A 13,083-nucleotide genomic window follows, 5' to 3' on the forward strand; every position below is an offset into this window, starting at 1 on the left:
GGGACGTGAACCGTGCTCTCAGGAGAGGGAGTTCAGGAATTCGAGCAGCGCCGCGTTCACCTCGTCCGGCCGCTCCTGCTGGGTCCAGTGCCCGCAGCCCGCCAGCTTCACGGGCTCGCGCACCAGGTTCGGCATCAACTCGGGCAGCCGCGCGATGAGTTCGGGTGTGCCGGGGAACGCCGGGACCAGGTCGCGGTCGCCGTAGACGTACAGCGCGGGCGGGGTGACGGCGGCGCCCTGCCAGGGGGCGGTGAGCTCCCAGTTGCGGTCGAGGTTGCGGTACCAGTTGAGGGCGCCGGTGAAGCCGTGGGAGAAGCTCTCGGTGAGCGCGTCGAGGTCGGCCTCGGTGAACCACCCCGGCAGGGACTCCGGATCCGGCATGTCCGCGAGCCAGCCGCGCTCGGGGTCGACCAGGGGCTGCCGGATCTCACCGGTGCCGGCGCCGTCGCCGGAGGCCATGGTGAAGAACTTCCGCAGCGTGGCGCGCGGGTCGCGGCCGAACTCGGCGTCGGCGACACCCGGCCGGTTGAAGTAGTTCCAGTAGAAGCGCCCGCCGAACCTCCGGTCCATCGTCTCCAGCGGCGGCTGCGCCCCGCGGAACGGCGGCGGCACGCTCAGCCCGGCCACCCCGCGCACCAGGTCGGGCCGGAACAGCGCGGTGTGCCAGGCGACCGGCGCCCCCCAGTCGTGCCCGACGACGAACGCCCGCTCCTCGCCCAGCTCCCGGATCAGTCCGACGACATCGCCGACCAGCTGGAAGATCCCGTACGCCTCGACGTCCGCGGGACGATCACTGCTGCCGTACCCGCGCTGGTCGGGGGCGACCACGTGGAAGCCGGCCTCGGCCAGCGGGCCGAACTGGTGCTGCCAGGAGTGCCAGGACTCGGGGAACCCGTGCAGCAGCAGGACCAGCGGGCCGGTACCTTCCTCGGCGATGTGCAGCCGGATCCCGTTCACGTCGACCATTCGATGCTGAACCATGTGCACGAGCGTACGCGCAATGATCTTCGGCTACCCGTCGTGGCCGGCTCCGGCGGCCGGGGAGGCGTCCGGAGCCGGCGGCGGTCCGGGGCCGGGACCCCCGGTCCGCCGGGTACCGCCGGCGCGGCGCTCAGAACGGGTAGTGCGCCTGCTGGGTCGAGAGGGTCACCCAGCGGGTGTTGGAGAACGCCTCGATGCCCCACCGCCCGCCGAACCGGCCGTACCCGGAGGCCTTGATCCCGCCGAAGGGCGCGTGCGGTTCGTCGGCCACGGACTGGTCGTTGATGTGGACGATCCCGGTACGGATCCGGCGCGCGACCGCGAGCCCGTGGGTGGCGTTCTCGGTGATGATGCCGCAGGTCAGACCGTTGTCCGTGTCGTTGGCGAGGGCGATCGCGGCCGCGTCGTCGGTGAACGTCTCGACGACGCCGAGCGGTCCGAAGGCCTCCGCGTAGTACAGCTCGGCGTCCTTGGGGACGTCGGCGAGGACGGTCGCCGGATGCACCGCGCCCTCCGGCCGGCCGCCCCCGGTGAGCACGGTGGCGCCCTTGCCGACCGCGTCCGCCACCAGCCCGGCCACCCGCTCCGCGGCGGACGCGGTGACCAGCGGGCCCACCACCGTGCGCGGGTCGCCCGGATCACCGGACGGGAGGGCGGCGACCTTGGCGCTGAGCTTCTGGACGAACTCGTCGGCGAGGGACTCGTGGACGAGGATGCGGTCCCCCGACATGCAGATCTGCCCGGAGTTCATGAACATGCTGAAGGTGACGGCGTCCACCGCGTAGTCCACGTCGGCGTCCGCGAGGACGAGCACCGCGTTCTTGCCGCCCAGCTCCAGCACCGCCGGCTTGAGGTGCCGTGCCGCGTGGGTGCCGATGATCCGGCCGACGCCGGTGGAGCCGGTGAAGTTCACCGCCCGTACCCGCGGGTCGGCGATCAGCGCCTCCGCGATCTGGGCCGCGTCCTCACGGGCGTTGGTGACCACGTTCAGCACGCCGTCGGGCAGCCCGGCCTCGCGGAGCACGTCCGCGACGAGCAGCCCGCAGGCGATCGGCGCGTCCTCGCTGGGTTTGACGACGACCGTGTTGCCGGCGGCGAGCGGCGCCGCGACCGCACGGACACCGAGGATGACCGGGGCGTTCCACGGCGCGAACGCCGCCACCACGCCGAGCGGCTCCCGTACCGCGAGCCCCAGGGCGCCCGCCTCCTGGGCGCTCAGCACCTCGCCCCGCGGCGCGGTGATCGCGGCTGCGGCCTCGCGCAGGATGTTCGCGGCGAGACCCACGTTGAAACCGGCCCACGGCCGGGTGCCGCCGACCTCCTGGGCCATGAGGTCGGCGACCTGCTGCGCGCGTGACTCCAGCAGGTCGGCGGCCTTGAGGAAGATCGCGCGGCGGGCGAAGGGGGCGAGCGCGGCCCACGCCTCGAAGGCCGCGTCGGCGGCGTCCACGGCGCGGGTCACGTCCTCGGGCCCGGCCGCGGCGACCGTGGCGTAGACCTCGCCGGTGTAGGGGGCGATGTCCTCGGTGGTGCGGCCGGACAGGGCGGGGACGTCCTTGCCGCCGATCAGAAGTTCGCGAATGAGGGGCATGGACGCAACCGTAGGAGCAGCATGTTTAGGATTCAAGCATTTGTGCTCCGCTTGTCGGCGGCGGCGGCCGCCCGGGTCGGGCGGCCCAGCGCCCAGAACAGCACACCGAGGAGCATGAATCCGACGAGCGGGACCAGCTCCGTCAGCAGGTACTTGCCGCGCTCGGCGTGGGTCCAGCCGTCCGGTGCGTAGTCGGCGCCGAACCAGTGGTCGCCCGCCCCCGGCGCGACCAGCTGCACGCTGGCGAAGAGGATGAGCAGGGTGAGGACCACGCTGATGACCCAGGGGAGGGGGGCCTTGTAGGGGCGGGGTGTGTCCGGGTACCTGCGGCGCAGGAACGGGAGCGCCGGGAAGATGCCCAGGTAGCTGACGAGGGTGGTGGAGACGGCGAGACCGAGGACCGCGCCGAAGAGCTTGGCCGCGCTGCCGTTGGTGAGCTGGTGGGCGAGGATCAGGACACCGGTGGAGACCAGGCCGCTGAGGATGTTCACCCGGACCGGGGTGCCGAACCGGCTGGAGATGACGCCGAGGAAGCGGGGCGCGGCGCCGTCGTAGCCCGAGACGGCCAGGGCGCGGTCCGAACCCATGATCCAGGTGACGCCCGAGGACAGCACCGTGAGGATGAACATGATCCCGGCCAGGTCCCCGAGCACGGTGCCGAACCCGCTGAGCGTGGCCGTGCCGTCGGCGCCGACATGGCCGCCGTACACCGTGAAGACCTGGCGGATCGCGTCGACGAAGCCGCCGAGGCCGGTGATCGCCTTGACCGGCAGGACGAGCAGGATGCCGAGGATCGGCAGCGCGTAGAGGAGGACGGAGAGCACGGCGCTGCGGAAGATGCCGTAGGGGATGTCCTTCTGCGGGTTCGTCATCTCGTCGCCGGCCGTGTTGGGCAGCTCGAAACCGACGTAGTTGAACATCAGGACCGGGACCAGGGCGACGAACCCCGCGTAGGTCGGCGAGAAGTCACCGGCGCCGAAGCCGTGCAGGCCGTGCTGGATCCCGTACACCACGACCGTGACGGTGAACAGGCCGAGCAGCACGAACCGGCTCCAGGCGCCGATGGTCGGGATCCACTTGCCGACGTCGAAGGAGAGGATCGCCGCGAGTACGCCCACCCAGACGAAGACGACGGTGAAGACGTAGAAGGCGGGGGTGCTCAGGTCCTTCCCGCCGTTGAAGAAGGTCGTGAACGCCGTGACGGCGGAGACGGCGAGGGTGCCGCCCAGCCACACCGGGTTGGTGATCCAGTACAGGAAGTTGTTGACGGCGCCGGCCAGCCGCCCGAAGGCCCGGCTGGTCCAGATGTAGGGGCCGCCCTCGTCGGGGAAGGCGGCCCCCAGTTCGGCGATCAGCAGCGCGGACGGCACGAAGAACACCACTGCCAGCACGATCAGCCAGGTGAAGGCCTCGGCACCGGACGAGGCCACGGCACCGATGGTGTCCACCCCGACGATGGTGCACAGCAGGAAGAACAGGATGTCGAAGCGGCCGAAGTGCTTGCGCAGCTTCTGCCGTTCCACCTGGGCGGCGGCCGGCGCGTCGACCGGCTCGGGTGCGATGGGGGCAGCGGTCACCGGGAGCTCCAGCGTGCTCGGGAGGGGCGCGATTCGGCCATGGTCCACTGCACCGCACAAGCGCACAAGCGTTTGGGCCCAAGTCGTGACCATCGTCCCGGGCACTCATAGCCGACGGAAACCTGCCGGAAACGCGGGGCCCGGCGCTAGCCGCTCCTGCTGCCCAGGAGCCGCCGTACCCCGCCGACCGCCGCGACGGTCAGGGCGGTCGTGGTCGCGGCCGTCACCGCCGGGTGCCGGGCCAGCGCGGCCTGCACGGAGTGCCCGTGCGACCGGTCGTCGAACTCGCCGTGGGCGCCGTGGTCGGTGCCGGGCACGGAGTCGGCCGGCGCGTAGAGGTTGCCGGGACCGGCGGGTGCGGGGGCGTCCGTCTGCTGGGAGTCGAAGCCGGTCCGCGCCAGGTAGCGGTCGAGCAGCGCCGGGGCCAGCCGGTTGGCCCAGATCGTCGCCGCGGTCGTGGCCCCGATGTAGCGCTGCTTGCGCTTCGGATGATCGGCGGCGTAGAGGACCCCGCGGGCGGCCACCTCGGGCTGGTAGATGGGCGGCACCGGCTGTGCGTGGCGGGGGAGCCGGGTGCGTACCCAGGAGAACTGCGGGGTGTTGACGGCCGGCATCTGGGCGACGGTGACGTTCACGTTGCTGCCCTGGTGCAGCAGTTCCACGCGGACCGACGAGGTGAAGCCGTTGATCGCGTGCTTGGCCGCGCAGTAGGCAGACTGGAGCGGGATGGCCCGTTCGCCGAGCGCGGAGCCGACCTGTACGACGGTGCCCCGGTCGCGGGGGACCATCCGGGCGAGAGCGGCCCGGGTGCCGTTCACGAAGCCGAGGTAGGTCACCTCGGTCACTCGCCGGTACTCCTCCGGGGTGATCTCGGTGAAGGGCGCGAACACACTGGTGAAGGCGCAGTTGACCCAGACGTCGATGGGCCCGAGGAGCCGTTCGACGGCGTCGGCGGCGGCTTCCATCTGGCGCGGGTCCGCGGTGTCGGCCTGCTGAATCAGCGGGTGGCCGCCGCGTTCGCCGACCTCCTCGGCGGTCGCCTCCAGACCGGCCTCGCCCCGCGCGATGAGCGCGACGCGCGCACCCCGCTCGGCGAAGAGCCGGGCCGTGGCACGGCCTATACCGGCGCTTGCTCCGGTGATGACGACGACTTGCGACATGGTCCTTTCCTTCGGTTCGTGAGCTTGGGTCTGTGAGCTTCGCTCTGTCGGTTCGGTTCGTGGGCTTCGGTCCGTCGACTCGGTGTGTCGGTTTCGGTCCGTCGGCCTCGGTCCCTGAGCTTCGGTCCGTCGGCCTCGGTCCCTGAGCTTCGGTCCGTCGGCCTCGGTCTGTCGGCTTCGGCCCGTAGGGCTCGCTTCGTCAGCCGATGCGGTAGGGGCGGGCCCGTTCGGCGTCGAGGCGCAGGCCCAGGCCGGGGGACCCGTCCCGGCCGGGGACCAGGGCGCCGCCCTGCGGGCTCGGCGCGCCGTCGAAGAGCAGCCGCTCGATGCGGACGTGGTCGTGGAACCACTCCAGGTGCCGCAGGTTCGGCACCGAGGCGGCCGCGTGCGCGTGGGCGGCGGGCGCGCAGTGCCCCGAGATCTCCAGGCCGTGGCCGAGCGCCAGCGCCGCGACCCGCAGCCAGACGGTGATCCCGCCGCAGCGGGTGACGTCCGCCTGCAGACAGTCGACGGCCCCGGCGGCGAGCATGTGCCGGAAGTACGGCAGCGTGTAGCCGTACTCCCCGGCCGTCACGTCGGCCATGACCCGGCCGCGGACGGCGGCGAGCGCCTCGAGGCGGTCGGAGGAGACCGGCTCCTCGAACCAGGTCACGCCCTCCCCGTCCAGCCCCGCCGCCACCCGCACGGCCTGCTTGGCGCCGTAGCCGCCGTTGGCGTCCACGTACAACTCGGCCGCGTCGCCGATGCTCTTCCGGGCCCGGGCCACCCGTGCCAGGTCACGTGCCTCGTGGCTGCCCCAGGACTCGCCGATCTTGATCTTGACCCTGGGAATGCCCTCCTCGGCCACCCAGCCCCGCAACTGCCGGTCCTGGCGCTCCGCGTCGTACGTGGTGAAGCCGCCGCTGCCGTACACCGGCACGTCGTCACGGGCGGCGCCGAGCAGTTCCACCAGCGGGAGCCCGAGCAGCCGCGCCTTGGCGTCCCACAGGGCGATGTCCACCGCGGAGATCGCCTCGGCGGCGATCCCCGGCAGCCCCGCGTTGCGCACGGCCCGCTGCATGGCCTCGTTGGCCCGCGGCACGTCGAGGGCCGGCAGGCCGGTGACCACCCCCGCGAGCAGGTCGTCGACGGCCCGAGCGGCCGCGGCCGGGGCGTAGGTGTAGCCGAGTCCGGTGACCTCCCCGCAGCGGACGGTGACCAGGACGAGCGTGGTGCTGTCCCAGGCCGCGGTCCCGTCCGCCTCGGGCGTGTCCGTCGGAACGGTGTAGACGGCGCTGTCCACCCGCTCGACGGCCGGCAGGTCGCTCACCGCCGTCCCGCTTCGTGCCGGTGCGGCAGGAACTCCTGGACCTTGGCCTTGAAGCCCTGCCGGACCATCGCCACCCGGTCGCTGTCGCCCTTGAGGACGGCGGCCGCCGCGGCCTCGATCTGGTCGAGGGTGGCGTGCGGCGGGATCGGCGGTACGGCCGGATCGGTCACGAAGTCCAGCACGCACGGCCGGTCGGCGGCGAGCGCGGCCTCCCAGGCGCCCTGCACCCCGCCCGGCTCGTCGATCCGCATGCCGGTCAGGCCCAGTGAGCGGGCGAAGTCGGCGTACCCGACGTCCGGGAGGGACTGCGAGGGCAGGAACTGCGGGGCGCCCTCCATGGCCCGCATCTCCCACGTCACCTGGTTCAGGTCCCGGTTGTTGAAGACGGCGACGATCAGCCGCGGGTCCGCCCAGTCCTGCCAGTACTTGGCGATGGTGATCAGCTCGGCCATGCCGTTCATCTGCATCGCCCCGTCACCGACCAGGGCGATCGCCGGCCGGTCGCCGTGCGCGAACTTGGCGCCGATGGCGTACGGCACCCCCGGCCCCATCGTCGCCAGCGTCCCCGACAGCGAACCCCGCATCGCCCCGCCCAGCTTCAGGTGCCGGGCATACCAGTTGGCGGCCGAGCCGGAGTCGGAGGAGAGGATGACGTCGTCCGGGAGCAGCCCGCTGAGGGCGTGGGCGACGTACTCGGGGTTGATCGGGTCGGCCGAGACGGCGGCCCGCCGTTCCATCACCTCCCACCAGTCCCTGACGTTGTTCTCGATCTTCTGCCGCCAGGACGGGTCCTCCATCTGGTCCAGCAGCGGCAGCAGCCTGCGCAGCGTCCGGGCGGCGTCGCCGACGAGGTTGACCTCGAAGGGGTAGCGCATCCCGACCATGTGCGGGTCGATGTCGATCTGCACCGCCCGCGCGTTGCCGAACGCCGGCAGGAACTGTGTGTAGGGGAAGGAGGAGCCGATGACGAGGAGCGTGTCGCAGTCGCGCATCATCTCGTACGACGGCCGGGTGCCGAGCAGCCCGATGGCGCCGGTGACGTAGGGGAGGTCGTCGTCGAGGGCGTCCTTGCCCAGCAGCGCCTTCGCGACCCCCGCACCGAGCCGGTCGGCGACCTCCTTGACCTCCGTGCGGGCGCCGCGCGCGCCCTGGCCGATCAGGATCGCCGTCTTGCCTGCGGAGTTCAACACGTCGGCGGCCCGCTGGAGGTCGCCGTCGTCGGGCACCGGCGCGTAGTGCGACATGCCGAGACTGGACGGCACCATCTTGAAGGCGTGCTCGGGCGGCGAGTAGTCGAGTTCCTGCACGTCGGCCGGGATGATCAGAGCGGTCACCGAGCGGCGCGCCATGGCCGTGCGCATGGCCCGGTCCAGGACGTTCGGGAGCTGCTCGGGCACGGTGACCATCTCGCAGAAGTCCGAGGCGACGTCCTTGTACAGGCTGAGCAGGTCGATCTCCTGCTGGTAGGAGCCGCCCATGGCGCTGCGGTTGGTCTGCCCGACGATCGCCACCACCGGGACGTGGTCGAGCTTGGCGTCGTACAGGCCGTTGAGGAGATGGATGGCGCCGGGTCCCGAGGTGGCGGCGCAGACGCCGACCTTGCCGGAGAACTTGGCGTACCCGCAGGCCTCGAAGGCGGACATCTCCTCGTGCCGGGACTGGATGAACCGGGGCTTGTTCTCCGCCCGTCCCCAGGCCGCGAGAAGACCGTTGATGCCGTCGCCGGGGTAGGCGAAGACATGGTCCACGTCCCACTCGCGCAGCCGCTGGAGAATGTAGTCGGAGACCTTCGTCGACATGTTCGACAACCTTTCCTGAAGTTGACGTGCGTGCGTCTGCGTGCGTCTACGGGCGGCGCAACTGCCGTACGGCGCCCAGCGCGGCCGCGGCCGCGAGGATCCCGGCGGCCGCGGTGGTCGCCCACCGCGCCGTTCCGGAGGGTTCGGCGGGCCGCCGGGCCATCTGGGTGCGGCAGCTGAACCCGTCGGCCAGCACCAGGCTGTCCGGGGCGGCTCCGCGCACCGCGGGCAGCACTCCCAGCTCGCCGACCGCCATGGAGACGTCGTGGTGCCCGCGCTCGAAGCCGAAGTTGCCGGCCAGGCCGCAGCAGCCCTCGTCGAGGACGTCCGCGTCCAGGCGGGCACGGCGCATGAGTTCACGGTCGGCGTCGAACTTCATGATCGCGTGCTGGTGGCAGTGGGTCTGCACGGTCGCCTGCCGGGCCAGGAACGGCGGCTGCCAGCCGGCCGGCGCGTGGTGGACGAGCTGCTCGGCGAAGGTGCGGGTCTGCCCCGCGAGCCGCTGCACGTCCTGGTCGTCGGGGAGCAGTTCGGGGGCGTCGGAGCGGAACACGGCCGTACAGGACGGCTCCAGGCCGATGACGGGCGTGCCTGCCTCCAGGTAGGGCGCCAGCGCCCGCAGCGAGCGGCGCAACACCCGTTTGGCGACGGTCAGCTGACCGGTCGAGATCCAGGTCAGGCCGCAGCACACGGGTGTCTCGGGCACGGCCACCCGGAAGCCGGCATCCTCCAGGACCCGCACGGCCGACATCGCGACCGAGGGGTGGAAGTGGTTGCTGAAGGTGTCCGGCCACAGGACCACGGTCGCCGGATCCGCCGGGTCCGGCTGCTCGGTGCCGAGGGCCCGCCACCAGCGCACGAAGGACCGCTCGGCGAAGACCGGGGGCTGCCGCTCCCCGGCCACCCCGGCGAGGACCTTCCCGGCCCGGCCGAGCAGCGGCGCGTGCAGCGCGCTGTTCGCCAACCCGGGCGCGTGCTCGGCCAGTTGGGCCCACAGGGGTAGCCAGCCCATCGAGTAGTGGGCGGCCGGGCGGAGGCGGCCCGCGTAGTGGTGGGCCATGAACTCCGCCTTGTACGTGGCCATGTCCACGCCCGTCGGGCAGTCCGACTTGCAGCCCTTGCAGGCGAGACAGAGATCCAGGGCGTCCTTGGCCTCCGTGGACCGCCAGCCGTCCTTGACCGCCGAGTCGGCATGCCCGTCGAGCATCTCGAACAGCAGCCGCGACCGCCCGCGCGTGGAGTGTTCCTCCTCGCGGGTGGCCCGGTACGAGGGGCACATGACGTCGCCCTCCAGGCTCCGGCAGTTGCCGATGCCGACACAGCGCAGCACCGCCCGGGTGAAGGAGTGGTTGTCCTCCGGATACCCGAAGTGGGTGTCGTGGGCGTCCGGCCGCCAGGCGGCCCCGAGCCGCAGCTGCCCGTCCACCGGATGCGGGTCGACGACCTTGCCGGGGTTCATCCGGTTGCCCGGGTCGAACAGCGCCTTCAGCTCGCCGAAGGCGCCGACCAGCCGCTCCCCGAACATCCGGGTCAGCAGCTCGCCCCGGGCCTGGCCGTCGCCGTGCTCGCCCGACAGCGAACCGCCGTAGGAGGCCACCAGGTCGGCGGCCCGCTCCACGAAGCGCCGGAAGTCGGCGACACCCTCGGCGGTCTTCAGCCCGAACGGGATCCGGGTGTGCACGCACCCCTGCCCGAAGTGCCCGTACAGCGAGGGGTGGTCGTAGTCGAACTCCTCGAACAGCCCCTTGAGGTCCCGCAGGTAGTCGCCGAGCCGCTCGGGCGGCACCGCCGAGTCCTCCCAGCCCTCCCAGGTCTCGCGGTCGTCCGGCGGCCGCGCGGTCACCCCGAGCCCCGCCTCCCGCGCCTTGAGCATCTTCTGCTCGCGCTGCGGATTGTCCGAGAAGGCCACCGAGGAGTCCTTCTCCGACCTGCCGATCGCCTTCAGCAGCGCGTGCGCCTGCTCGTCGACCTCGTCCTGGCTGTCCCCGGTGAACTGCACCAGCAGCCAGCTGTCCGCCTCCGGCAGCACCCGCAGCGACTCCAGGTAGGCCTGCTCCTCGCGCATCAACTCCGCCATCCGCCCGTCCAGCGCCTCCAGCTGGCCGGGGGAGCAGTGCTCCAGCAGCAGCGGCACGTGGTCGGCGGCCTGGCAGATGTCGTCGTACCCCAGCACCAGCAGGGACTCGTACGACGGCACGGGCACCAGTTCCAGCTCGGCGCGCAGCACGTTCACCAGGGTGCCCTCGCTGCCGACCAGGGCCCTGGCCACGTCGAAGCCGTTCTCCGGGAGCAGCGAGTCCAGGTTGTAGCCGGAGACCCGGCGCGGGATCTCCGGGTAGCCGCGCCGGATGTCCCCCAGGTACTCGGCGACGAGCCGGTCGAGGCCGTCGTACAGCTCGGCCCGCCGGCCGCCCTCGGCGGCGATCCGGGCCCGCTCGGCCTTCGAGGTGGGGCCCACCCACATCCGCAGCCCGTCGTACGTCAGCACTTCGAGCCGGCGCACGTTGTCGACCGTCTTGCCGTAGGCCTGCGCGGAGGCCCCGCACGAGTTGTTGCCGATCATGCCGCCGAGCGCGCAGTGGCTGTGCGTTGACGGCTTGGGGCCGAACTTCAGCTTGTGGTCGGACAGCCGCCGGTTGAGTTCGTCCAGGACGATGCCGGGCTCCACCACGCAGGTGCGGGCGTCGGGGTCGACGGAGACCAGCGCGTTGCAGTACTTGCTCCAGTCGATCACCACGGCCTCGTTCGTGGTCTGGCCGGCGAGACTGGTGCCGCCGCCGCGCGACAGCACCGGGACGTCGAAGCGGGCGCACAGCTCCACCGCGTGGGCACCGGCCTCCACGGTGCGCGGCACGACCACGCCGAGCGGGACCTGCCGGTAGTTGGAGCCGTCCGTCGAGTAGGCGCCCCGGCTCCCGGCATCGAAACGGACCTCCGCGTCGGTCCCGTCGCGCAGGGCCGTGACCAGGCCGTCCAGTGACTCACCGGGAACGCGTGTGCTCATCGCCGACCTCCGGGCTGACGTGGAGTTTCCTCCGGTACGGCCCCCCGGGTACCCAGGAAGTCGACTTCTTTCGCCAGGACGATCCGGGCCCCCATGTTGCGCTCCATCATGTCCAGCGCCGCCGACGCCAGGCCCGAGTGGATCGAGGCGACGGCGTCCCTGGGCACCATGACCTCCAGATGGCGGATGTGGGCGTCCAGGGCCGAGTAGAGGACGCACTGCTCGGTGACCTGGCCGCTCAGCACCACCGTCCCGACCCCCAGCTCCCACAGCAGATAGGCGAGGGGCGTGTCGTAGAAGATCGAGTGCCGGGCCTTGACGACGAACAGGGAGTCGTCGTCCGGGCGGATCGGCTCGACCAGGTCGGCGTGCGGGCGGGACAGCGCGGACTCGACGAGTTCGCCGTGGTGGGAGCGCCAGAGCCCGAAGTTGTCGTTCGCGTAGATCACCGGCACGCCCGCCGCCCGGGCCCTGCCGATCAGGTCCGCCAGCACGGGCACCACCTGCTCCGCGGCGGGCAGCAGCAGCTCCGCGTCCTCGTGGTCGTACGTGTTGATCATGTCGATGACGACGAGCGCGCGGCCGTCGGTCGCTCCGGGCCCGGTCACGGCGTTCACCACCTTCCGCTGTTCTCGCGGTCAGTCCCGCAGCTGCGGCAGGACCTTCGTGCGGTAGAAGTCGAAGAAGCCCTGCTGGTCCGGGCCGATCTGGTTCACGTAGACGGTGTCGAACCCCGCCTCGACGAACGCGGACACCGCCTTGACGTGGTCGTCCGGATCGTCGCCGCACGGCACGGACTCCGCGACCTGCTCCTCGGTGACCAGCTGCATGGCCTGCTCGAAGTGGCGCGGGGTCGGCAGGACCTGCGGGAGTTCACCGGGCAGCTGCTCGTTGGCCCACAGCCGGTGTGCGGTGCGCACCGCCTCCTGCCGGTCGGTGCCCCAGCACACCTTCATCCCGCCGTACACCGGGTTGGCGCCGCCGCCCCCGCGCCGGAACCGCTCCACCACGGACTCGTCGGGCATCATCGTGATCAGCCCGTCGCCGATGCGCGCGGCGACCTCCGCGGCCTGCGGTCCGAACGCCGACACGTCGATCGGCACCGGCTCGTCCGGCACCGTGTACAGCCGGGCGTTCTCCACCGTGTAGTGCTTGCCGCGGTGGCTGACCTGCTCCCCGGTGAACAGGCGCCGGATGATCTGGAGCGCCTCCTCCAGCATCTCCAGCCGCACCGGCGCCTCCGGCCAGACCGTGCCGAGGATGTGCTCGTTCAGCGCCTCACCGGTGCCCACCCCCAGCCGGAACCGGCCGTCCAGCTGCACCGCGGCGGTGGCGGCCGCCTGGGCGATCACGGCGGGGTGGGTACGCACCAGCGGGCAGGTCACGGCCGTCTCCACGGGCAGCGAGACCGCCTGGGAGAGGGCGCCGATCACCGACCACACGAACGGGCTCTGGCCCTGCCCGTCGTGCCAGGGGTGGTAGTGGTCCGAGATCCACAGCGACTCGAAACCGGCCTGCTCGGCCATCCGCGCCTGCTCGACCAGCTCCGCGGGGCTGTGCTCCTCGCACGAGAGGAAGTATCCGAAGCCCGCCATCGTCTCTCCTGATCCGCGTGTGTGACTGGGGACCGCAGCCGAGTACCCCGTGGCCACCCGGTTGTGC

Annotated in this window: 9 protein-coding genes; all 9 read right to left on the reverse strand. The window is 71.9% G+C overall.

Translation table 11 applies throughout. The annotated features are described in order from the left end of the window. Window positions 1-18 precede the first annotated feature (18 nt). The 9 genes from JF597_RS34660 to JF597_RS34700 all read right to left on the reverse strand — a co-directional run bounded on the left by JF597_RS34660 (window position 19) and on the right by JF597_RS34700 (window position 13,016). Entirely contained in the window at window positions 19-981 is a 963-nt protein-coding gene (locus JF597_RS34660) for an alpha/beta hydrolase (RefSeq protein ID WP_294004527.1), read from the reverse strand. A 130-nt stretch (window positions 982-1,111) separates the two neighbouring features. After that, a complete protein-coding gene (locus JF597_RS34665; RefSeq protein WP_294004530.1) occupies window positions 1,112-2,572 on the reverse strand; it encodes an aldehyde dehydrogenase family protein in 1,461 nt (486 codons plus the stop codon). A 32-nt stretch (window positions 2,573-2,604) separates the two neighbouring features. Beyond that, window positions 2,605-4,149: an APC family permease gene (locus JF597_RS34670; RefSeq protein WP_294004533.1), complete on the reverse strand. Its 1,545-nt coding sequence runs from the start codon at window positions 4,147-4,149 to the stop codon at window positions 2,605-2,607. A 146-nt stretch (window positions 4,150-4,295) separates the two neighbouring features. After that, window positions 4,296-5,309, reverse strand: a complete 1,014-nt coding sequence (locus JF597_RS34675; protein ID WP_294004536.1) for an SDR family oxidoreductase — start codon at window positions 5,307-5,309, stop codon at window positions 4,296-4,298. A 199-nt stretch (window positions 5,310-5,508) separates the two neighbouring features. Further along, complete coding sequence (locus JF597_RS34680; RefSeq protein ID WP_294004539.1) at window positions 5,509-6,618, reverse strand: enolase C-terminal domain-like protein; 1,110 nt, start codon at window positions 6,616-6,618, stop codon at window positions 5,509-5,511. Continuing rightward, window positions 6,615-8,417: a thiamine pyrophosphate-requiring protein gene (locus JF597_RS34685; RefSeq protein WP_294004542.1), complete on the reverse strand. Its 1,803-nt coding sequence runs from the start codon at window positions 8,415-8,417 to the stop codon at window positions 6,615-6,617. Before JF597_RS34685 ends, JF597_RS34680 begins: the two co-directional genes overlap by 4 nt. 46 nt (window positions 8,418-8,463) lie before the next feature. Beyond that, entirely contained in the window at window positions 8,464-11,421 is a 2,958-nt protein-coding gene (locus tag JF597_RS34690; RefSeq protein WP_294004545.1) for an FAD-binding and (Fe-S)-binding domain-containing protein, read from the reverse strand. Beyond that, the gene (locus JF597_RS34695; protein ID WP_294004548.1) at window positions 11,418-12,029 is read right to left on the reverse strand and encodes an isochorismatase family cysteine hydrolase; all 612 of its coding nucleotides are present in this window, start codon (window positions 12,027-12,029) and stop codon (window positions 11,418-11,420) included. The genes JF597_RS34690 and JF597_RS34695 overlap by 4 nt, the downstream gene beginning before the upstream one ends. Before the next feature lie 30 nt (window positions 12,030-12,059). Beyond that, complete coding sequence (locus JF597_RS34700; RefSeq protein WP_294004553.1) at window positions 12,060-13,016, reverse strand: LLM class F420-dependent oxidoreductase; 957 nt, start codon at window positions 13,014-13,016, stop codon at window positions 12,060-12,062. Between the last annotated feature and the right edge of the window lie 67 nt (window positions 13,017-13,083).

Origin of the sequence: Streptomyces sp. (assembly GCF_019510245.1) — a bacterium.
Taxonomy (GTDB): domain Bacteria; phylum Actinomycetota; class Actinomycetes; order Streptomycetales; family Streptomycetaceae; genus Streptomyces.